General features: G+C 70.3%; 23 protein-coding genes. 13 read left to right on the top strand and 10 right to left on the bottom strand.

All coding sequences use genetic code 11. The annotated features are described in order from the left end of the window. The first annotated feature begins 2 nt into the window (after positions 1 to 2). On the top strand, positions 3 to 755 hold the full coding sequence (locus tag OG496_RS37140) for an amino acid ABC transporter ATP-binding protein (RefSeq protein WP_366490391.1): 753 nt from the start codon (positions 3 to 5) through the stop codon (positions 753 to 755). Between the two features lie 57 nt (positions 756 to 812). Here the strand turns inward: OG496_RS37140 and OG496_RS37135 are convergent, their stop codons facing one another. Both OG496_RS37135 and OG496_RS37130 read right to left on the bottom strand, forming a co-directional pair. Further along, positions 813 to 980 (bottom strand): hypothetical protein, encoded by a 168-nt coding sequence (locus tag OG496_RS37135; protein ID WP_366489820.1) that lies wholly within the window; start codon positions 978 to 980, stop codon positions 813 to 815. Positions 981 to 1,026: 46 nt separating this feature from the next. Next, positions 1,027 to 1,785: a class I SAM-dependent methyltransferase gene (locus tag OG496_RS37130; protein ID WP_405973979.1), complete on the bottom strand. Its 759-nt coding sequence runs from the start codon at positions 1,783 to 1,785 to the stop codon at positions 1,027 to 1,029. Positions 1,786 to 1,885: 100 nt separating this feature from the next. Between OG496_RS37130 and OG496_RS37125 the strand changes: the two genes are divergently transcribed. Then, positions 1,886 to 2,515: a CGNR zinc finger domain-containing protein gene (locus OG496_RS37125; RefSeq protein ID WP_366489817.1), complete on the top strand. Its 630-nt coding sequence runs from the start codon at positions 1,886 to 1,888 to the stop codon at positions 2,513 to 2,515. Here the strand turns inward: OG496_RS37125 and sodX are convergent. Then, a complete protein-coding gene (sodX, locus tag OG496_RS37120) occupies positions 2,419 to 2,853 on the bottom strand; it encodes a nickel-type superoxide dismutase maturation protease (protein WP_366489816.1) in 435 nt (144 codons plus the stop codon). The two genes, OG496_RS37125 and sodX, sit on opposite strands and share 97 nt — an antisense overlap. Positions 2,854 to 2,998: 145 nt before the next feature. On the opposite strand from sodX, the gene sodN reads away from it, so the two are divergent. From sodN to OG496_RS37100, 4 genes are all read left to right on the top strand, one after another. Next, a complete protein-coding gene (sodN, locus tag OG496_RS37115) occupies positions 2,999 to 3,394 on the top strand; it encodes a superoxide dismutase, Ni (protein ID WP_019058247.1) in 396 nt (131 codons plus the stop codon). 146 nt (positions 3,395 to 3,540) lie between these two features. Further along, the gene (locus tag OG496_RS37110) at positions 3,541 to 3,951 is read left to right on the top strand and encodes a helix-turn-helix transcriptional regulator (RefSeq protein WP_019058262.1); all 411 of its coding nucleotides are present in this window, start codon (positions 3,541 to 3,543) and stop codon (positions 3,949 to 3,951) included. Between the two features lie 10 nt (positions 3,952 to 3,961). After that, on the top strand, positions 3,962 to 4,378 hold the full coding sequence (locus OG496_RS37105) for a VOC family protein (RefSeq protein WP_365305112.1): 417 nt from the start codon (positions 3,962 to 3,964) through the stop codon (positions 4,376 to 4,378). Between the two features lie 69 nt (positions 4,379 to 4,447). Then, positions 4,448 to 5,197, top strand: coding sequence for a VOC family protein (locus OG496_RS37100; protein WP_405973978.1), 750 nt, complete (start codon positions 4,448 to 4,450; stop codon positions 5,195 to 5,197). A 10-nt stretch (positions 5,198 to 5,207) separates the two neighbouring features. On the opposite strand, the gene OG496_RS37095 is transcribed toward OG496_RS37100, so the two are convergent. The 4 genes from OG496_RS37095 to OG496_RS37080 form a co-directional block, all read right to left on the bottom strand. Next, entirely contained in the window at positions 5,208 to 5,555 is a 348-nt protein-coding gene (locus OG496_RS37095) for a DUF952 domain-containing protein (protein ID WP_405973977.1), read from the bottom strand. Between the two features lie 33 nt (positions 5,556 to 5,588). Further along, positions 5,589 to 6,185: a GNAT family N-acetyltransferase gene (locus tag OG496_RS37090; protein ID WP_405973976.1), complete on the bottom strand. Its 597-nt coding sequence runs from the start codon at positions 6,183 to 6,185 to the stop codon at positions 5,589 to 5,591. Between the two features lie 298 nt (positions 6,186 to 6,483). Then, positions 6,484 to 7,623, bottom strand: a complete 1,140-nt coding sequence (locus OG496_RS37085) for a family 2 encapsulin nanocompartment cargo protein polyprenyl transferase (protein WP_405973975.1) — start codon at positions 7,621 to 7,623, stop codon at positions 6,484 to 6,486. A 113-nt stretch (positions 7,624 to 7,736) separates the two neighbouring features. Then, positions 7,737 to 9,143 (bottom strand): family 2B encapsulin nanocompartment shell protein, encoded by a 1,407-nt coding sequence (locus OG496_RS37080; RefSeq protein WP_366489809.1) that lies wholly within the window; start codon positions 9,141 to 9,143, stop codon positions 7,737 to 7,739. 297 nt (positions 9,144 to 9,440) lie between these two features. Here OG496_RS37080 and OG496_RS37075 point away from each other — a divergent pair, with 297 nt between their 5' ends. Both OG496_RS37075 and OG496_RS37070 read left to right on the top strand, forming a co-directional pair. Next, positions 9,441 to 10,031 (top strand): N-acetylmuramoyl-L-alanine amidase, encoded by a 591-nt coding sequence (locus tag OG496_RS37075; protein ID WP_405973974.1) that lies wholly within the window; start codon positions 9,441 to 9,443, stop codon positions 10,029 to 10,031. A 577-nt stretch (positions 10,032 to 10,608) separates the two neighbouring features. After that, positions 10,609 to 11,526, top strand: a complete 918-nt coding sequence (locus OG496_RS37070; protein ID WP_405973973.1) for a 1-aminocyclopropane-1-carboxylate deaminase/D-cysteine desulfhydrase — start codon at positions 10,609 to 10,611, stop codon at positions 11,524 to 11,526. A gap of 4 nt (positions 11,527 to 11,530) precedes the next feature. Here the strand turns inward: OG496_RS37070 and OG496_RS37065 are convergent, their stop codons facing one another. Then, the gene (locus OG496_RS37065) at positions 11,531 to 13,126 is read right to left on the bottom strand and encodes a Na+/H+ antiporter (protein ID WP_366489803.1); all 1,596 of its coding nucleotides are present in this window, start codon (positions 13,124 to 13,126) and stop codon (positions 11,531 to 11,533) included. A 62-nt stretch (positions 13,127 to 13,188) separates the two neighbouring features. Between OG496_RS37065 and OG496_RS37060 the strand changes: the two genes are divergently transcribed. From OG496_RS37060 to OG496_RS37050, 3 genes are all read left to right on the top strand, one after another. Further along, entirely contained in the window at positions 13,189 to 13,449 is a 261-nt protein-coding gene (locus OG496_RS37060) for a UBP-type zinc finger domain-containing protein (RefSeq protein WP_327401378.1), read from the top strand. Positions 13,450 to 13,740: 291 nt separating this feature from the next. Next, positions 13,741 to 14,154 carry an anti-sigma regulatory factor gene (locus OG496_RS37055; protein ID WP_019058277.1) on the top strand — a complete coding sequence of 138 codons (414 nt, stop codon included), beginning with the start codon at positions 13,741 to 13,743 and terminating at the stop codon, positions 14,152 to 14,154. Positions 14,155 to 14,171: 17 nt separating this feature from the next. Then, the gene (locus OG496_RS37050; RefSeq protein ID WP_405973972.1) at positions 14,172 to 15,284 is read left to right on the top strand and encodes a SigB/SigF/SigG family RNA polymerase sigma factor; all 1,113 of its coding nucleotides are present in this window, start codon (positions 14,172 to 14,174) and stop codon (positions 15,282 to 15,284) included. A 13-nt stretch (positions 15,285 to 15,297) separates the two neighbouring features. Here OG496_RS37050 and OG496_RS37045 read toward each other — a convergent pair whose 3' ends face one another. After that, the gene (locus OG496_RS37045; protein ID WP_405973971.1) at positions 15,298 to 15,756 is read right to left on the bottom strand and encodes a hypothetical protein; all 459 of its coding nucleotides are present in this window, start codon (positions 15,754 to 15,756) and stop codon (positions 15,298 to 15,300) included. 116 nt (positions 15,757 to 15,872) lie between these two features. Between OG496_RS37045 and OG496_RS37040 the strand changes: the two genes are divergently transcribed. Beyond that, positions 15,873 to 16,841 (top strand): diacylglycerol kinase family protein, encoded by a 969-nt coding sequence (locus OG496_RS37040; RefSeq protein WP_328679161.1) that lies wholly within the window; start codon positions 15,873 to 15,875, stop codon positions 16,839 to 16,841. A gap of 320 nt (positions 16,842 to 17,161) precedes the next feature. Further along, positions 17,162 to 17,419 carry a WhiB family transcriptional regulator gene (locus OG496_RS37035; RefSeq protein ID WP_006142322.1) on the top strand — a complete coding sequence of 86 codons (258 nt, stop codon included), beginning with the start codon at positions 17,162 to 17,164 and terminating at the stop codon, positions 17,417 to 17,419. Positions 17,420 to 17,676: 257 nt separating this feature from the next. Here OG496_RS37035 and OG496_RS37030 read toward each other — a convergent pair whose 3' ends face one another. Beyond that, on the bottom strand, positions 17,677 to 19,143 hold the full coding sequence (locus tag OG496_RS37030; RefSeq protein ID WP_366490390.1) for a PAS domain-containing sensor histidine kinase: 1,467 nt from the start codon (positions 19,141 to 19,143) through the stop codon (positions 17,677 to 17,679). Positions 19,144 to 19,391: the final 248 nt, after the last annotated feature.

Here is a 19,391-nt window from a genome sequence, read left to right as displayed (position 1 = left end):
CGATGGTCAAGTCCGAGGGCGTGCACAAGTCGTTCGGCCCGGTCGAGGTCCTCAAGGGCATCGACCTGGAGGTGAAGTCCGGCGAGGTGTTCTGCCTCATCGGCCCCTCCGGCTCCGGCAAGTCGACCTTCCTGCGGTGCATCAACCACCTGGAGAAGATCAACGCGGGGCGGCTGTACGTCGACGGTGAACTGGTCGGCTACCGCCAACAGGGCGACAAGCTCTACGAGTTGCGCGATCGCGAGGTCGCGGTGAAGCGCCGGGACATCGGCATGGTCTTCCAGCGCTTCAACCTGTTCCCGCACATGACGGCCGCGGAGAACATCATCGAGGCGCCGGTGCAGGTCAGGGGCGTCAACAAGAGCCAGGCCAGGGAGCGCGCGATGCAGCTCCTGGAGCGGGTGGGGCTGTCCGACAAGGCCGGCAGCTACCCTTCACAGCTCTCCGGCGGCCAGCAGCAACGGGTCGCGATCGCGCGGGCGTTGGCGATGGACCCGAAGCTGATGCTCTTCGACGAGCCGACCTCGGCCCTCGACCCGGAGCTGGTCGGTGACGTCCTCGACGTCATGCGCGACCTCGCCGAGTCCGGCATGACGATGATCGTCGTCACCCACGAGATGGGCTTCGCCCGCGAGGTCGGCGACAGCCTCGTCTTCATGGACGGCGGCGTGGTGGTCGAATCCGGCCACCCGCGCGACGTCCTGACGAACCCTCAGCACGAGCGCACGCAGGGCTTCTTGTCCAAGGTGCTCTAGCGGTACGCGAGTTGAAGGGGCGGTACGAGATCCTCGTACCGCCCCTTTCGCCTTGCCCTACCGCTGGCTCTTCATCAACAGCTCGGGGTTCAGGGCCAGTTCGCGCAGCTGGCTCTTGGTCAGCGGCGGGGACTTCAGCAGCGGACCGAGGGAGTTGCGGCCCGTGAAGCCAACCCCGGCGTCCGCGCGTCCTCCCGCCCCCTCCCCGGCCGCGGACCGTCCCACACTTCCAGTGCGGCGGGACACCGATGAGGTTGCGGAGCGGGCGGGCCTACTTGAGCGCCAGCAACACCGTGTCCGAAGGCGAGCACCACACCGCCCGCGCCTCCCCGAACCCCTTCTCGCGCAGCACGCGCGCGTGCCACGCGGCGGAGGGCATGTCGCCGTCGGCGTGCTCGCCGTAGATCTCGTAGCGGCGGGCCGTCGGTCCGGCGAGGACCGGGTCCTGGGCGGCGAGCTGCCACCACTCGGCCCAGTCGAGGACGCCGTTCCGCTTGGCCTGATCCATCTGTGCGTGCCGCTGCGCGCGCTCCGCCGCGTTGATCCTGGGCGTCGACTCGTCGATCATGTGGTCCGCGTTCATGAAGACACCGCCGTCGCGGACGACTCCCGCGACCTGACCGTAGAGGGCCGCGAGGGGTTCGTTGTGCAGCCAGTGGAGGGCCGTGGCGGTCAGCACGGCGTCGTACGAGTCGTACGGCAGCCTCGCCGTCCACTCCGGGTCCTTGAGGTCGGCCGTCACGAAGGTGACCCGGTCGTCGTCCGCGAAGGTGCCCTCGGCGATGGCGAGGAGGGCCGGGTCGAGGTCGACACCGGTGCTGGTGGCGTCCGGGAGGCGGGCGAGCAGCCGGGCGGTGATGCTGCCGGTGCCGCAGGCGAGATCGAGGACGCGGGGTGCGGGGCCGGTGAGGGCCTCGACCATGTCGAGCATGATCCGGAAGCGGTCCTCCCGGTCGGGCATGTACCACTCCTGCTGCCGGTCCCAGCTCTCCTGCCAGGCCTGCCAGTCGGTTCCGACACCGGTCGTCATGAGGACCTCCTGTCCACTCACTGTCGTAATACCCTGGAAGCACGATCAGCTGTTACCCGACCGCATCCACGACCATAGAGCGCCTCCGTAAGGACTACAAGTGGAACTGGCCTATTACTCGGACTATGCCGTACGCCTCGTCAACACCGAGGAACCGGCGCGGGGCAAGGACGCCCTGACCTCGGTCGAGGCCGTGCGGGACCTGTTCGGCACCAACCAGGAGGCGGCCCGCCGCGCCGCCGACGCCGACGTCACGCGCTTCCGTTCGGTCCGGGCGCGGCTGCGGGCGGTCTTCGAGGCGGCCGACGGCGGCGACGAGACCCTCTCCGTGAACCTGCTGAACTCGCTCCTGCTGGAGTTCCCGGTCAGTCCGCAGATCTCCGGGCACAACTTCCGCGACGACGACGGCCGCCCGCTGTGGCACATGCACCTCGCCGACCACCCGTCGAACGCGACGGCCGGCTACGCGGCGATCGCGGCGATGGGCCTGGCCTTCCACCTCACCGAGTACGGCGTCGACCGCCTGGGCCTGTGCGAGGCGGCGCCGTGCCGCAACGCCTACCTGGACACCTCGACGAACCGCTCCCGGCGCTACTGCTCGGACCGCTGCGCGACCCGCGCCAACGTGGCCGCCTACCGGGCCCGGAAGCGCCTGGAGGCCGACCGGTCGGGAAACACGGGCCTGGCGGCCGAGAGCGCCCAGCGGACGAGCGCGAGCGGCGAACGCTGACCGGACTTCGGCGGCCGGTACCGGAAGCGCACCTTGCCCAGCACCAGATCCTCGGGCACAGCGCCGTAGTCGGTGCTGTCGCCACCGGCGAACGCGTTGTCGCCGAGCACCCACCACGCCCCCTCCCGCCGCTCGGCGGCCCGCTTGACGACCAGCAGGTCCTGCTGGAACGGATGGCGCAGCACGACGATGTCGCCGGGCCTGATCCGCGCCCCGTACTGCACCACGAGCAGATCCCCGTGGAACAGCGTCGGAACCATGGACGGCCCGGTCACCTCGGCCGTCCCGAAGGGCAGTGCGGCCCTCCCGCGCTCGGTCTCCTGCGACAGCTCCGGCATCCCCGGCACCTCCCCGGTCCTATCCTCCACCAGTCTGAGTCCGACCCTGGACTTTTGTCCTAAGCCCATGGGGGCACTCGCGAAATCAGCTTCTCCAGGGAGTAATGTCCCACCTGAGAAGACGATCACGAGGAAGGAACGCTCCATGCTTTCCCGCCTGTTTGCCCCCAAGGTGAAGGTCAGCGCGCACTGCGACCTGCCCTGCGGTGTGTACGACCCGGCCCAGGCCCGCATCGAGGCGGAGTCGGTGAAGGCCGTGCAGGACAAGATGGCCGCCAACGACGACCCGCACTTCCAGGCGCGCGCCATCGTCATCAAGGAGCAGCGCGCCGAGCTCGCGAAGCACCACGTCTCGGTGCTCTGGAGCGACTACTTCAAGCCCCCGCACTTCGAGAAGTACCCGGAGCTGCACCAGCTGGTCAACGACACCCTGAAGGCCCTCTCGGCCGCCAAGGCGTCCACCGACCCGGCGACGGGCCAGAAGGCGCTCGACTACATCGCCCAGATCGACAAGATCTTCTGGGAGACCAAGAAGGCCTGACACCCAGTCGGCCCGGCCCGACCGACCGGCGATCGGTGCACCATCGACGGTCAGTGGGCGTGGGGAAGGGGCTCCGCCGGTTCGCCGGCGGGGTCCCTTCGTCGTTCCCGGCCCGGCGAAAGCGGCCCCATGCCATCCTGGACGACGTGAACCGCGACGACCTCGTACGGCTGCGCCAGGCCCGCGACCGCATGAACCGCGAGTACGCCGAACCGCTCGACATGGCCTCCATCGCGCGGACCGCGCTGATGTCCCCGGGCCACTTCCAGCGCAGCTTCCGCGCCGCGTACGGGGAGACGCCGTACAGCTATCTCATGACCCGGCGGATAGAGCGGGCGAAGGCCCTCCTCCGGCGCGGCGACCTGAGCGTGACCGAGGTGTGCATGGCCGTCGGCTGTACCTCGCTCGGTTCCTTCAGCTCGCGCTTCACCGAGCTGGTCGGTGAGACGCCCAGCGCCTACCGCGCCCGTTCCCACGAGGCGGGCGCGGTGATCCCGTCCTGCGTGGCCCGCACCTTTACCCGGCCGAACCGGGCAGGACCGCCGCTCCGCCCCTAGCCTGTCGTCCATGGACCTGAAACTCCGCCAGTGCTTCATCGCCGTCGACGACCACGACAAGGCGCTCGCCTTCTACTGCGACGTGCTGGAGCTGGAAATCCGTAACGACGTCGGTTTCGAGGGCATGCGGTGGGTGACCGTGGGGTCGCCGTTGCAGCCGGACGTGGAGATCGTCCTGGAGCCGCCGGCCGCGAACCCGGACGCCTCCCCCGCCGACAAGCAGGCCATGGCCGAACTGCTCGCCAAGGGCACCCTGCGCGGGGTCAACTTCACCACCGCCGACTGTGACGCCCTGTACGCCCGCGTCCAGGAGTCCGGCGCCGAGGTGGTCCAGGAGCCGACGGACCAGCCGTACGGCGTCCGCGACTGCGCGTTCCGCGACCCGGCCGGGAACATGCTGCGGTTCATGCAGCGGAGTGCGGACTGACGGAGCGAGGACTGACAGGGGGCCGAAAAACACGCGGGCGGCTCCCTGCCCCGCGCCTACGATCACGCCATGAGCGCTACGAGCATCCGCTGGACCTACGCCTTCGTCGACCGCCCGCACGGCCGCCTCGGCGCCGCCCGCGACTTCTGGACGGCGGTCACGGACACCCGGCTGTCCGAACTCCGGGGTGACGAGGGCGAGTTCGTCACCCTGCTGTCCGACCGCACCGACGCCTGTGTGAAGGTCCAGGGTGTGGACTCCGGCCCCGGTGGCGCTCATCTCGACTTCTCCGTCGAGGACGTACCGGCGTTTGTGAACTCCGCGCTGCGACTCGGCGCGGAGACCGTCGCCGACCACGACGGCTGGGCCGTACTCCGGTCCCCCGCTGGGCAGTTGTTCTGCGCCGTCCCCTGGCACGGCGAGTCCGTACGGCCGCCCGTCGTGGCCGACACCCGCCTCGACCAGGTGTCCCTCGACATCGGACCCGGCTCCTACGACGCCGAAGTCGCCTTCTGGAGCGCCCTGTTGCCCGACTGGGCCTCGCTCTCGGGCGCGCTCCCCGAGTTCCACGTGCTCAAGCCCCCGCCCGGCCTGCCGATCCGCGTCCTGCTCCAACGCCTCGGCGAGGACCGCCCAGCGGCCGCCCATCTCGACCTGGCCTGCGCGGACATCGACGAGGCCGTCGTGCTGCACGAGCACCTCGGCGCGACCGTCGTCGCCCTCGGCAAGCACTGGACGGTGATGCGGGACCCGGCGGGCGGCGTCTACTGCCTCACGGGGCGCGACCCGGAGACCGGCGGGCTGCCCAACCGCCCCTGAGGCGACGGGCTCAGCCCGTCCACACCTCCACGTCCACCACCGCGCCCACCGGAATCGCCCCGTACACATGCGGGAACTCCTCGCCGCCCGGCTCCGGCGCCTCGTACTTCAGCGGTACGCCGAGCCGTCCCGGGTCCACGGCCAGGACCACCAGCTCGTCGGGGCCGTCGTAGGAACCGTACAAAAAGGCCGCCACGCGCGGGAGTTGGGCGCGGGTCGAGCAGTGGATGAAGCCCTCCTCCTGAAGGGTGCGGCCACGGGTCGACCACGCGTAGCTCCCGCGCTCGCGGGCCGCGTCCCACAGGGCGCGCTCGGTGATGTGGAGGATGGGGGCGGTGGTGACTTCCTGTTCCGGCATAAGCCCACGCTACGACCCCTGCCCCCGCCCTCGCTACGACCTCGGCTCGCGCCACATCGGGTACATGCGCGGGCCGTCCGGGAGGTCGAGGGTGTGGTCGGTGAAGGTGTAGCCGAGGCGCTCGTACAGCTTGGTGCTGCGTTCGCTGCTCGCCTCCAGGTACGCGGGGAGTCCCTCGCGGTCGCAGCGGTCCAGGACGTGCCGGATGAGCGCGGCGCCGAGGCCCTCGCCCTGCCGGGCCGGTGCCACGGCGATCATCCACAGGTACTCGTGGGCCCGGCCGGCGGGATGCCCATCGGCCATGAGCCGGGCTATCGTCTCGACCCGCTCGTTGTCCGGATCCACCAACTCCCGTAGTTGTACGGCCTCGTCCTCGCCGTTCTCCGGATGCGCCTCGGCCGGTACCGACAGCCACAGCGCGCACGCCGCGCCGTCCTCGGCGAGGTCGATACGGCCGTCGGCGAACACCGCGTCGGTGAAGGCGGCCATCAGCCTGTGGTGGGTCGTGCGGCGGTACTCGGCATCGGGGAAGACCCAGCCGCTGACCGGATCGTCCTGGAACGCCTCGTCCAACAGCCGGACGACCAACTCTCTGTCGCCTTCGCCCGCCGCCCGTATCGCCACGCCCATGTCCCGCCCCTTAGCTCTCAACCACCGTCATCTGAAAGGCTGTTGAGCCTAGCGGGACTTCCGGGGCGAGTGAGCCGAAGGGGCGCGTCGGTGTCGAGAGGTCGAGCGCGCGGAGGCCCGAAGGGTCGAGCACGGTCGGCCTCTCGACACCGACTTTGGCGCCCCGGAGGCGAACCGAGCCTCCAAAAAAAAGGCGCCGGGCCCCGCGCACCGTGGGGATGCGCGGGACCCGTCTGTCCGGGGCCTCTGGTGGCCGTGCGGTGTCAGGGCCGCACGGTTCCCGAAGGCTCCGGAGTCATCAACTGCTGCGCCGGGTCACGAACTCGGCCAGCGCGAGCAGACCGCCCGCGTCCTGCGGGTCCGGGATCGCCCGGGCCAGTTCCTGCACGGCCCGCGCCATCCGGTCGGCCGCCTGGTCCTGCGCCCAGTCCCGGCCCCCCGCCCGCTCGACGGCGAGCGCGGTGCGCTCCAACTCCCCTTCCTCGTACGGCAGTCCGTACAGCTCCGCGAGTTCTACGGCCGCCGGTGTGCCCGAGGTGAGGGCGGCAACCACGGGGAGGGACTTCTTGCGGACGGCGAGGTCGGCGCCGGCCGGTTTGCCCGTGCGACCGGGGTCACCCCATATCCCGATGACGTCGTCGATCAGCTGGAAGGCGAGCCCGGCCTGGCGGCCGAACGCGTCCAGCGCCTCGACGTCCTCGGCGGACGCCCCCGCGTACAGCGCGCCCACCGCGCAGGCGCAGCCGAGCAGGGCGCCGGTCTTGGCCTCGGCCATGACGAGCACCTCGTCGAGGGTGACCTCGCCGGGGGCGCGCTTCTCCATGGCGGTGTCCGCGTGCTGGCCCTCGCACAGTTCGACGACGCAGTCCGCGAGCCGGGCCGCGGCGGCCGAGGACGCCGGGTGCGGATCCTCGGCGAGGAGTCGCAGCGCCAGCGCCTGGAGCGCGTCCCCGGCGAGGATCGCGTCGGCGTCGCCGAACACGGTCCACGCGGTGGGCCGGTGCCGGCGGGTGGTGTCCCGGTCCATCACGTCGTCGTGCAGCAACGTGAAGTTGTGGACCAGTTCCACCGCCGCGGCGGCCCGCAGCGCGCTCGTCCGTGCCTGTTCGCCGCCGAGCGCGGTGGCGGCGGCCAGGACGAGGGCGGGGCGGATCGCCTTGCCCGCGTTGCCCGCCGCCGGTGTGCCGTCCGCGTGCTCCCACCCGAAGTGGTAGAGCGCGACCCGGCGCATCGAGCCGGGCAACGAGTCGATCGCCGCGCGCAGTTCGGGGTCGACGGACGTCCTGGCCCCCTCCAGGATCACCGCCGCCTCGTGCCCGTCGGGCGGCGGTGTCGGCAGTGTCGAAGGTGTCGGTGGTGTCCCGTCGAGCGGCCGGGTCCCGTCAGGTGCCGGGCTCCCGTCGGCGGGCTGTTTCGTCTCCGTCCTGAACTCGGCCATGGGGTCCCCCTCGGAGAGTCCGCGGACGGTGACGCCTGCGCTGCGACCGGTCGCGTTCGACCGGGGTGTACCCGCCCTTCCGGGCGGGGACACCGCGTCCAGCTGCTGAAACGTCACCTCCAGCGGCCGATCTCGACGTTCTCCAGGACGCCGAGGGCGTCCGGCACGAGGACGGCCGCCGAGTAGTAGGCCGTCACGAGGTAGTTGATGACCGCCTGTTCGTTGATGCCCATGAAGCGCACCGACAGGCTCGGCTCGATCTCGTCCGGGATACCGGCCTGCTGGAGGCCGATGACGCCCTGCTCCGCCTCGCCGGTACGCAGGGCGATGATCGAGGTGGTCCGCCGGTCGCTGACCGGGATCTTGTTGCACGGGTAGATCGGCACCCCGCGCCAGGTCGGGATGCGGTTGCCGGCGATGTCCAGGGACTCCGGGACCAGACCGCGCTTGTTGAGCTCGCGGCCGAACGCGGAGATCGCGCGCGGGTGGGCGAGGAGCATCTTGGTGCCGCGCCGCCTGCTGAGCAGCTCGTCCAGGTCGTCCGGGCTGGGGACGCCGTCGTGGGGCTGGAGCCGCTGGTCGTACTCGCAGTTGTTGAGCAGGCCGAACTCGCGGTTGTTGATGAGCTCGTGCTCCTGGCGTTCCTTCAACGCCTCGACGGTGAGCCGGAGTTGCTGCTCCGTCTGGTTCATCGGCTGGTTGTAGAGATCGGCCACGCGCGAGTGGATGCGCAGGACGGTCTGGGCGACGCTCAGTTCGTACTCGCGCGGCCGGGCGTCGTAGTCGACGAACGTGTGCGGGATGTCCGGCTCGCCGGAGTGGCCCGCGGCGAGGTCGATGGCCTTCTCGCCGTACTTGTTGGTGCGCTGCTCCGGGATCGCGCGCAGCTGCGTGAGGTGGTCCCGCAGGGTCTCGGAGCGCTCCGCGACCTGCTCGACGTCTCCGCGGGCCAGGATCAGCACCGTGCACGCGGTGTCCGCGCGGGCCGTGTACTCCCAGATGGCATCCGGGTCGAGCAGCGCCTGGTCGCCGAAGTAGGCGCCGTCGGCGAGGACCCCGAGGACCGTGTCGTCGCCGTACGGGCCCGTGCCGACCTTCTCCACCCTGCCGTGCGCCAGCAGGTACACCTCGTCGGCCTGGCCGCCGAACGACGCGATCGCCTCCCCCGGGGCGTACTCGCGCTGCCGGCAGCGGGTGGCCAGCTCCGAGAGCACCTCCTCGTCCTCGTAGTCCCGCAGCGCGGGCAGTTCGCCGAGCTCCGCGGGGATGACCTCGACGCGGTCGCCGGTCTTCACGAATGTCACCCGGCCGTCGCCCACGGAGTAACTCAGCCGTCGGTTCACCCGGTATGTGCCACCCTGCACGTTCACCCACGGCAGTGTGCGCAGCAGCCAGCGCGAGCTGATCTCCTGCATCTGCGGCGCGGACTTCGTGGTCGTGGCCAGGTTCCGCGCAGCCGCCGTACCAAGACTCTGCTGCGGCTTGTTCTGCTCCGCGCGGACCTCTTCGCCTACCGACATAGAGAAATGCCCTCCCCATTCATGCCCGGCACCTGTGCGCCCGGCATCGTTCTCGCGCATCAGCCTTCCTCACGGAGCGTGCTGGTGGTATTACCCGAAAGAGCGGGAATGGATCTTCAACTGCTGGGCACAGGGGCTGTTTACGTCGAATGTTGTTCGAGTTGCCGCCGGGTCGGCCGTTGTCCGGATCGGCTCGCACGCCGTACGAACAAGTCGTCCGTACCGCGCTTTTTCGGTACAAGCAGCGATACGAGACGGCCTTGCACAGCGGCCGTCGCACAGCACGAAGGAGGCGTCATGGCCTCACCCATGTCCGCGGGCGGTTTCCTGGCCGGCCTGAAGGCGGAGGGCGTCACCGTCGTCGAGGTCGGCGACTGGGAGCACCACAACCGCAACCACAAGGGCCCGTGGGGACCCGTCCACGGCGTGATGATCCACCACACGGTCACCAAGGGCAGCGCGGCCACGGTGGAGTTGTGCCGCGAGGGCCGCCCGGACCTCCCCGGCCCGCTCTGCCACGGCGTCATCACCAAGGACGGCCACCTCCACCTCGTCGGCTACGGCCGCGCCAACCACGCGGGCCTCGGCGACGACGACGTCCTCCGCGCGGTGATCGCCGAGAAGGCGCTGCCGCACGACAACGAGGCCAACACCGACGGCAACCGGCACTTCTACGGCTTCGAGTGCGAGAACCTCGGCGACGGCGAGGACCCCTGGCCCGAGGCCCAGTTGGCGACGATCGAGAAGGTCTGCGCGGCGATCTGCCGCCACCACGGCTGGTCGGAACGGTCGGTGATCGGACACCTGGAGTGGCAGCCCGGAAAGGTCGACCCGCGGGGGTTCACGATGGCATGGCTCCGGGACCGGGTCCGCGACCGGCTGAAGTGACTTCCGGGGGGGGGCGGGGCATGGGGCTTCCGGGGAGCCGGGGGGACGCGGATGCCTTGGGCAACCCGGGCGGCATGGGGGACGTGGGTGCCTGGGCAGCCCCGGCGACATGGGTGCACGGGTGCACGGGTGCACGGGTGTCCCGGAGCTACCCCGGACGACACGGCCGCCTCGGGCTACCTCGGTCAACCCCGGCGACATGGGTGACGCGGGTCACCCGCGCTACCCGGACGACACAAGGGCCTCGGACACCCCGGGCGCCTCGGGCGACTCGGGTACCTCGGGGGGATCCGGGCGACCCGGGCGACCCGGGCGACAACGACACCCCGGGCGACATGGGTGACGCGGGTCTCCCGAGTTACCCGGGCTACACGGGTGCCTCGGACAACCCGGTCGACACCGGTGGCATGGATGCCTCGGACAACCCGGTCGACACGGGTGTTCGGGCGATCCGGGGGACGCGGATCCCTCGGGCAGCCCAGGCGATCCGGATGCCCCGGGCTACATGAACGCCCCGAGCAACCCGAACGACCCGGGCGACCCGGCCGACACATGCGCCCCGGGTGACAATGGTCCCGTGACCAGCCCCGACCTCTCCGCCCTGCGGCCCCGGCTTCCGTCGCCGGTGGAGGAGGTCGCGGACGGGCGGTTCGGCCGGCACGGGATCCGGCTGCTGCTCAAGCGGGACGACCTGATCCACCCGGACCTGATCGGCAACAAGTGGCGCAAGCTCGCGCCTAACCTCACGGCGGCGGCCGGACGTACGGTCGTCACGTTCGGGGGCGCCTACTCGAACCACCTGCGCGCCACCGCCGCCGCGGGCCGCCTCCTGGGTCTGCCCACGGTCGGCGTGGTCCGCGGCCAGGAGCTGTCCGACCGCCCGCTCAACCCGTCCCTGGCCCGCTGCGCGGCCGACGGGATGCGCCTCCACTTCGTCGACAGGTCGACGTACCGGCGTAAGTCCGACCCGGAGACGCTGGCCGGCATACTGCGCGCGGTGGACGCGGAGGACGCGTACGTCGTCCCCGAGGGCGGCAGCAACTCCCTTGCGGTACGCGGCTGCCGGGCCCTGGGCGAGGAACTACGCGCGCGTGCCGACGCCGATGCCCATGTCGACGTCGTCGCCCTCGCGTGCGGGACCGGCGGCACGCTGGCCGGGCTGGCCGCCGGACTCGGCCCCGGCCAGCGGGTGTTGGGGATACCGGTCCTCAAGGGCGGCTTCCTGAGCGCCGGCATAGAGGAGCTGCAGGAGCGTGCGTTCGGTGGCCGGCGGGGCGACTGGTCGCTCGACGACCGCTTCCATTTCGGGGGCTACGCACGCGTGCCCGCCGAACTCGACGCCTTCGCCGAGGACTTCGAGCAGCGGCACGGGGTGCCCGTAGAGCGTCTCTATGTCGCCAAGTTGCTGTACGGACTTGTCGTCCTCGCCGACGAAGGGGCCTTCCCGCGCGGGAGCACGGTCGCCGCGATCGTCACCGGGCGCCCGTTCCCGTGATCTTCTACGCCGCTTCCCGGTAGGCCGCCGCCTCCTCCAGGTCCAGTCTGCGCAGCAAGGTGCGGAGCATCTCGTCGTCGATGTAGCGGCCGTCGCGGAGGCGGACGAACATCGAGCGTTCGGCGCTGATCATCTCGCGGGAGAGGCGGCGGTAGGTGTCGTCGACGGTCTCGCCGGTGACGGGGTTGGTGGCACCGAGGCGCTCCCAGACGGCGTTGCGGCGGCGTTCCAGGACCTCGCGGAGGCGGTCGGCGAGGGGAGGCGGCAGGGCGTTGCGTTCGTCCTCCAGAAGGGCCTCCAGGCGTTTTTCGGCGACCCGGGAGGCCTGTGCCTGGGCGTTGGCCTCGGCGAGCGTCTCGGCCTGCTGGTCGCGGCCGGGGAACTTCAGCAGCCGGATGATCGGGGGCAGGCTCAGCCCCTGCACCACCAGGGTCCCGATGACCGTCGTGAAGGTCAGGAACAGGATGAGGTTGCGCTGCGGGAAGGGACCGCCGCCGTGCACCGTGAGCGGGATCGAGAAGGCGATGGCCAGCGAGACCACGCCTCTCATGCCGGCCCACGCGGTGGTCATCGCCCCCTTCCAGGTGGGGCTGTCCTCGCGCTCCCTGATCCGCGCCGACAGGATGCGGGGGATGAAGGCCGCCGGGTACACCCACACGAACCGGGTCACGACGACGACCAGGAAGACGGCGATCGCGTACCAGGCGGCGTCCAGGCCCCGGTACTCGCCAAGACCCTTGAGAACCACCGGCAGTTGGAGCCCGATCAGGGCGAACACCGCCGACTCCAGGACGAAGGCGACCATCTTCCACACGGCCTCCTCCTGGAGGCGGGTCGCGAAATCGACCTCCCACGCGCGGTGACCCAGATAGAGCGCCACGACCACGACGGCGAGCACCCCGGAGGCGTGCACCTGCTCGGCGACCCCGTAGGCGACGAACGGGATCAGCAGGGAGAGCGTGTTCTGCAGCAGCGCCTCCTTGAGGTGCGTGCGCAGCCAGTGGATCGGCACCATCATCAGGAGCCCGACCCCGACCCCGCCGACGGCCGCGAGCAGGAACTCCCAGATGCCGCCGGCCCAGGTGGCGCCCTCGCCGATCGCGGCCGCGAGGGCCACCTTGTAGGCGGTGATCGCGGTGGCGTCGTTCAGCAGGGACTCGCCCTGGAGGATCGTCGTGATCCGTGACGGCAGCCCGACCCGGCGGGCCACCGCCGTCGCCGCGACCGCGTCCGGCGGCGCCACCACCGCGCCCAGCACCAGGGCGGCGGTCAGCGGCAGCCCCGGCACGATCACGTAGGCGGCCCAGCCGACGACGAAGGTCGCGAAGAGCACGTAGCCGACCGACAGCAGTGCCACGGGCCGCACTTGGGCCCGCAGGTCGAGGTACGAGCTGTCGGTGGCCGACGTGTACAGCAGCGGGGGCAGCAGCAGCGGCAGCACGACCTCCGGGTCGAGGGTGTAGTCGGGCACCCCCGGGACGTACGAGACGACCAGCCCGACCGCCACCAGCAGCAGCGGTGCCGGCACCGGGGTGCGCCGGGCCGCGGCGGCCACCACGGCACTCCCCGCCACCAGCAACAGCAGTGGCATCACGTCCATCGTTCTCGCCCGCCCTCGTTTTTTCGCGCGGCCAACCGCACACCCGTCGTAATCTGGCAATCATGAAACCGTGCACGCACGCCGACGCGCTGCCGCTCCCGGAACCGGGGCCCCAGAGCGAGACCTGTCTGGAGTGTCTGGCGGCAGGCACCCACCCGGTGCAGCTGAGACTGTGCCTCTTCTGCGGCCATGTCGCCTGCTGCGACTCCTCGCCCCTGCGCCACGCCACAGCACATCACAAGGACTCCGGGCATCCGGTGATGCGGACGTTCGAGGTCGGGGAGAGCTGGCGCTGGTGCTTCGTCGACCACGTCCTCCTGTGACTCCGTGAATCACGTCCTCCTGTGACGCCGTAATCCGACCGCCGGTTTCGACGGTTCGACCGTCTGACGTCTGGGTACGTCAACCCGGCGCGCGCTCTTCCCAATTGGGCCCGCAGGACCCCTAGCCACGGAGCGTATCCGTAGGTTTACTATGAGTGACAGCGTGGGGTTGGGGTCCCGGGGACAGAAAAGTTCGGAGCGCGGTAGCGTCACCGCTGAACCAAGTATCGCGTTACCCCGGGGGGCGACCCCTGGGCCCCCGAAAGAGCTTGTACCACCTTGGAGGTGAGGGTGTCCCAGATCGCAGGCGAGCCCGCGACCCAGGACTTCGTGGAAGTCCGGCTGCCGGCTGCGGGTGCCTACCTGTCGGTGCTGCGTACGGCCACGGCCGGCCTCGCGGCCCGTTTGGACTTCACCCTCGACGAGATCGAGGACCTCCGCATCGCGGTGGACGAGGCCTGCGCGATCCTGCTTCAGCAGGCCGTGCCGGGCTCGGTGCTCAGCTGTGTCTTCCGCCTCGTGGACGACTCGCTCGAAGTCACCGTCTCCGCCCCGACGACGGACGGTCACGCCCCCGCGCGCGACACCTTCGCCTGGACCGTGCTCTCGGCCCTCGCAGGCAAGGTCTCATCGGCAGTCGACGAGGACAAGACCGTTTCGATCAGCCTCTACAAACAGCGCGGCGCGGGACCCGGGCCGGCGTGAGGAACGGGGACGGGCCGGTGCGGGACGAAGAGCGCGGCACACGGGAGCTGCCGGCCGAGGGCGGCTCAGGCGGATCCCGCCGCACGGCGGACGACGGCTCCCTCGTGCCACGCGGCGGAATCCCCGAACAGGCCCGGCCGCACCCGGAGGAAGAACCCTCGGAGGCCGGTGTGATGGACGACGGTCAACGTGAGCAGGACGGTGCCGTGCGTATTGGTGGGGTCTCCCCCGTTGCCGGGGGTTCCCCCGCTCCGACTGGGTCGAGCGCGGGGGAGGAGGCGAAAGCTCGGGAAGGGGCGACGGGCCAGGCGATGAACGAGCACGAGCGGGACAACGTGGCGGCCACGCAGAGCGTGCAGGTCACACGGCACGACCCCCAGGACCGCAGCGGGGCGCGCGCACTCTTCATCGAGCTGCGCACGCTCAAGGACGGCAGCGTCGAGTACGCGGAGCTGCGCAACCGGCTGGTCCGTATGCACCTGCCGCTCGTCGAGCACCTCGCGCGCCGCTTCCGCAACCGCGGCGAGCCGCTGGACGACCTGACCCAGGTCGCCACCATCGGCCTGATCAAGTCGGTCGACCGCTTCGACCCGGAGCGCGGCGTCGAGTTCTCGACGTACGCGACCCCGACGGTCGTCGGCGAGATCAAGCGGCACTTCCGTGACAAGGGCTGGGCGGTGCGCGTCCCGCGCAGGCTGCAGGAGCTGCGGCTGTCGCTGACCACGGCGACGGCGGAGCTCTCGCAGCGGCACGGCCGCTCCCCCACGGTCCACGAGTTGGCCGAGAAGCTGGGCATCTCGGAGGAGGAGGTCCTGGAGGGCCTGGAGTCGGCCAACGCCTACTCCACGCTGTCCCTGGACGTCCCCGACACGGACGACGAGTCCCCGGCGGTCGCGGACACGCTCGGCGCGTACGACGAGGCCCTGGAGGGCGTCGAGTACCGCGAGTCGCTCAAGCCGCTGCTGGAAGACCTGCCGCCCCGCGAGAAGCGCATCCTGCTGCTCCGGTTCTTCGGGAACATGACGCAGTCGCAGATCGCGCAGGAGGTCGGCATCTCGCAGATGCACGTGTCCCGGCTGCTGGCCCGGACCCTGGCCCAGCTGCGGGAGAAGCTCCTCGTCGAGGAGTAGACCCCGGCCGGGATCAGCTCTTCGGCTCTTCGGTTCGTCGACCGGGCCCTCGGATTCCGAGGGCCTGTGTCGTCGCCGGGTTCACCAGCAGCACCAGCGCGGCGATCGCGACCACCGCGAGCGCGATACCGGCCGGGATGGCCACACTGTCGGCCTGGAGCAGGTTGTAGGCCACGGGCAACGCCATGACCTGGGTGATGACGGCCGGGCCCCGGCTCCAGCCGCGCCGCCCGATCAGTCCGCGTGCGGCCAGCAGCGGCAGCAGCGCGAGCACCACGAGGGTCACGCCTCCGGTCACGGCCTGCTGCCGGTCGTCCGGTTCGCCGGTGAGACCCAGGACGAGCATCCACACGCCGGCGACGGCCAGCGCGAGCCCCTCGACGGCGACGAGGGCCGCCGCGTAGGTCAGACGGCGCGGACGGGGTCCGTCGGGGCCGTCGGTCTCCGGGGCGGGGGTCTGCTCAGCGCTCACCCCAGAAGGGTAGCCCTCGGGATCCGGCCCCAGGTGTTCAGGCTCACGCCGTCTCCTCTTACCCAACGCCTACCTCGGTATGGGCCGAGTACCCCCCAGTAGGTACGCTGCAACTCATGCGTGCACTTCTCGTGGTCAATCCGGCGGCAACCACCACAAGCGCACGTACGCGCGACGTCCTGCTCCACGCGCTCGCGAGCGAGATGAAGCTGGAAGCGGTCACCACGGAGTACCGGGGCCACGCGCGCGACCTCGGCCGGCAGGCCGCGGAGAGCGGGAACGTCGACCTGGTCGTGGCCCTCGGCGGTGACGGCACGGTCAACGAGGTCGTCAACGGCCTGCTGCACACCGGCCCCGACCCGGAGCGCCTGCCCGGTCTCGCAGTGGTCCCCGGCGGCTCCACCAACGTCTTCGCCCGCGCCCTGGGCCTGCCCAACGACGCCGTGGAAGCGACCGGCGCCATCCTGGACGCCCTGCGCGAGGGCCGCGAGCGCACGGTCGGCCTGGGGCTGACCTCCGGGACGCCCGGCACCGAGGACGAGGCCGTGCCCTCGCGCTGGTTCACCTTCAACGCCGGGCTCGGGTTCGACGCAGGAGTGGTCGGGCGGGTCGAGCAGCAGCGGGAGCAGGGTAAGAAATCCACGCATGCGCTCTACGTGCGTCAGGTGGTCCGGCAGTTCCTGGGCGAGCAGCACCGCCGGCACGGGACGATCACGCTGGAGCAGCCCGGCGCGGACCCGGTCACCGATCTGGTGGTGGCCATAGTCTCGAACACCTCGCCCTGGACGTATCTCGGCAATCGCCCGATGTACACGTCACCTAAGGCGTCGTTCGATAAAGGCCTCGACGTACTCGGTCTCAGCCGCCTGTCCAGCGCCGCGGTTGCCCGGTATGGCACCCAGTTGCTCACTTCGTCCCCCGAACGCGGGCCCCATGGCAAGCACGCTGCGGCTCTGCACGACCTGAGTGAGTTCACCTTGCATTCGAAGGTCCCCCTGCCCCTCCAGATGGACGGCGACCACCTCGGACTGCGTACGAGCGTGACGTTCACAGGCGTACGCCGTGCACTGCGTGTGATTGTGTGAGCAGAAAGGGCTGAAGTCCTTTCACTCGAACGTTTAGACCAGGGTCCACCCCATGGAAGTACGGCTGTGACCTAGTCGACACCGAGGAATCAAAAAAAACTTTCCGGAAGGGGTTGTATCCGCCGCTGAGGTTTGCGAGTCTCTACGTGGCGATCGAGACGGCCCGCAACACCGGCCTCCACGGATCACCGGAACCCCTCTTCAATCCACAGGACCTCCGCCAGTGAACCTGGCGTTCGGCCCTTCACTTGTTGAGGGATTCGTGAAAGCGTTCACATTCACAAGCAACCCGCACGTAATACCAAGGAGAGGTAGCAGCCATGGACTGGCGTCACAACGCCGTTTGCCGCGAGGAAGACCCCGAGCTCTTCTTCCCCATCGGCAACACCGGTCCTGCGCTGCTGCAGATCGAGGAAGCCAAGGCCGTCTGCCGTCGCTGTCCCGTTATGGACCAGTGTCTGCAGTGGGCGCTCGAGTCCGGCCAGGACTCCGGCGTCTGGGGTGGTCTCAGCGAGGACGAGCGCCGCGCCATGAAGCGCCGCGCCGCTCGCAACCGTGCCCGTCAGGCCTCCGCCTGACGCCCACCCTGCTAACAGCCTGAGCTTGGCGGCGCGTACAGCGAGTACGCATCTCCCGCCCCCGAGCCGCAGCGCGCAGTACCCCCGATGCGCATAGCAACGAGCGACTGGCTCCGGACCATCAACTGGTCCGGGGCTCTTTGCTGTTCAGACCCGCGCGCGTACCGCCGTCCGAGTCCGCGTGCGTACGGCCGTCCAAGCACCCGTGTACGTACGGCCGTTGACGCACGCGCGTGTGGAGGTCGTGTGCACGTACGTCACTTGTGCGCCTGCACCGGCACGTCCAGGATCACCCGAGTCCCCCGCTCCGGCCCCGGCACCATGTCGAACGTGCCGCCCAACTCGCCCTCCACCAGCGTCCGTACGATCTGCAGGCCCAGGTTGCCGGAGCGGTGCGGGTCGAATCCTTCGGGGAGGCCCACGCCGTCGTCCTGCACGGTGACCAGGAGGCGGGCCTCCTTCGAGGTGCCGCCGCGGACGGCCGAGACCTCGACCGTGCCCGTCTCGCCCTCGCGGAAGCCGTGTTCGAGGGCGTTCTGCAGGATCTCGGTGAGGACCATGGAGAGCGGGGTCGCGACCTCGGCGTCCAGTATCCCGAAGCGTCCGCTGCGCCGGCCGGTGACCTTGCCCGGGGAGATCTCGGCGACCATCGCGAGCACCCGGTCGGCGATCTCGTCGAACTCCACGCGCTCGTCCAGGTTCTGGGACAGCGTCTCGTGCACGATCGCGATCGAGCCGACCCGGCGTACGGCCTCCTCCAGGGCCTCCCGGCCGCGCTCGGAATCGATGCGGCGGGCCTGGAGGCGCAACAGGGCGGCGACCGTCTGGAGGTTGTTCTTCACCCGGTGGTGGATCTCCCGGATGGTCGCGTCCTTGGTGATCAACTCCCGCTCACGGCGCCGCAGTTCGGTGACGTCCCGGAGCAGCACCAGTGAACCGATGCGGGTGCCCTTGGGTTTGAGGGGGATCGCCCGGAACTGGATGACCCCGTCGCGTGCCTCGATCTCGAACTCGCGCGGCGCCCAGCCGCTGGCGAGCTTGGCGAGCGCCTCGTCCACCGGGCCCCGGGTCGGGGCGAGTTCGGCGGTGGTCGTGCCCAGGGGCTGGCCGACGAGGTCGGTGGCGAGGCCCATGCGGTGGTACGCGGAGAGCGCGTTGGGCGAGGCGTACTGCACGATGCCGTCGCCGTCGAGCCGGATGAGTCCGTCGCCGACGCGCGGCGAGGCGTCCATGTCGACCTGCTGGTTCGGGAACGGGAAGGAACCGGCTGCGATCATCTGCGCGAGGTCCGACGCGCTCTGCAGGTAGGTGAGTTCGAGGCGGCTCGGGGTGCGCACGGTGAGGAGATTGGTGTTGCGCGCGATGACACCCAGGACGCGCCCGTCCCGTCGTACCGGAATCGACTCGACCCGGACGGGGACCTCTTCGCGCCACTCGGGGTCGCCCTCGCGGACGATGCGGCCCTCGTCCAGGGCCGCGTCCAGCATGGGGCGGCGGCCGCGTGGGACGAGGTGGCCGACCATGTCGTCCTGGTACGAGGTGGGCCCGGTGTTCGGCCGCATCTGGGCGACGGAGACATAGCGGGTGCCGTCACGCGTGGGAACCCACAGGACCAGGTCGGCGAAGGAGAGATCGGAGAGCAGCTGCCACTCCGAGACCAGCAGGTGCAGCCACTCAAGGTCGGAGTCGTCGAGTGCTGTGTGCTGGCGTACGAGTTCGTTCATGGAGGGCACGTCTGCGAGCGTACCCGCCGGTCTGTACCTGTCCTAAAAACACCCGCGGGCCGCGGCGCCTGAGAGGGACCCTCAGCCCTCTCGGCACCGCAGCCCGGAGCAGCAACGGCCACGGGGTGTGCGGTCCCGATCGGCCGATGGATGAGGAGCCGGGGCAGTCAGGGCAGAGAGCCTCGGTTCCTCGGTCCGTCCTCCTGTGCGGGGAGGACGGAGGCTTACGCCTGTAACACATTGTGGAC

The sequence above is a fragment of the Streptomyces sp. NBC_00988 genome (genome assembly GCF_045162645.1).
Classification (GTDB): Bacteria; Actinomycetota; Actinomycetes; order Streptomycetales; family Streptomycetaceae; genus Streptomyces.
The sequence above is the reverse complement of the archived record's forward strand: the minus strand, read 5'-3'. Positions and strand labels throughout refer to the sequence as shown.

Coding starts and splice junctions, on each gene's coding strand:
- OG496_RS37060 (WP_327401378.1), top strand. CDS start 13,189: ATGAAACCGTGCACGCACGCCGACGCGCTGCCGCTCCCGGAACCGGGG.
- OG496_RS37105 (WP_365305112.1), top strand. CDS start 3,962: ATGGACCTGAAACTCCGCCAGTGCTTCATCGCCGTCGACGACCACGAC.
- OG496_RS37075 (WP_405973974.1), top strand. CDS start 9,441: ATGGCCTCACCCATGTCCGCGGGCGGTTTCCTGGCCGGCCTGAAGGCG.
- sodN (WP_019058247.1), top strand. CDS start 2,999: ATGCTTTCCCGCCTGTTTGCCCCCAAGGTGAAGGTCAGCGCGCACTGC.
- OG496_RS37035 (WP_006142322.1), top strand. CDS start 17,162: ATGGACTGGCGTCACAACGCCGTTTGCCGCGAGGAAGACCCCGAGCTC.
- OG496_RS37030 (WP_366490390.1), bottom strand. CDS start 19,143: ATGAACGAACTCGTACGCCAGCACACAGCACTCGACGACTCCGACCTT.
- OG496_RS37140 (WP_366490391.1), top strand. CDS start 3: ATGGTCAAGTCCGAGGGCGTGCACAAGTCGTTCGGCCCGGTCGAGGTC.
- OG496_RS37065 (WP_366489803.1), bottom strand. CDS start 13,126: ATGGACGTGATGCCACTGCTGTTGCTGGTGGCGGGGAGTGCCGTGGTG.
- OG496_RS37085 (WP_405973975.1), bottom strand. CDS start 7,623: ATGGCCGAGTTCAGGACGGAGACGAAACAGCCCGCCGACGGGAGCCCG.
- OG496_RS37090 (WP_405973976.1), bottom strand. CDS start 6,185: ATGGGCGTGGCGATACGGGCGGCGGGCGAAGGCGACAGAGAGTTGGTC.
- OG496_RS37080 (WP_366489809.1), bottom strand. CDS start 9,143: ATGTCGGTAGGCGAAGAGGTCCGCGCGGAGCAGAACAAGCCGCAGCAG.
- OG496_RS37095 (WP_405973977.1), bottom strand. CDS start 5,555: ATGCCGGAACAGGAAGTCACCACCGCCCCCATCCTCCACATCACCGAG.
- sodX (WP_366489816.1), bottom strand. CDS start 2,853: ATGCCGGAGCTGTCGCAGGAGACCGAGCGCGGGAGGGCCGCACTGCCC.
- OG496_RS37130 (WP_405973979.1), bottom strand. CDS start 1,785: ATGACGACCGGTGTCGGAACCGACTGGCAGGCCTGGCAGGAGAGCTGG.
- OG496_RS37040 (WP_328679161.1), top strand. CDS start 15,873: ATGCGTGCACTTCTCGTGGTCAATCCGGCGGCAACCACCACAAGCGCA.
- OG496_RS37100 (WP_405973978.1), top strand. CDS start 4,448: ATGAGCGCTACGAGCATCCGCTGGACCTACGCCTTCGTCGACCGCCCG.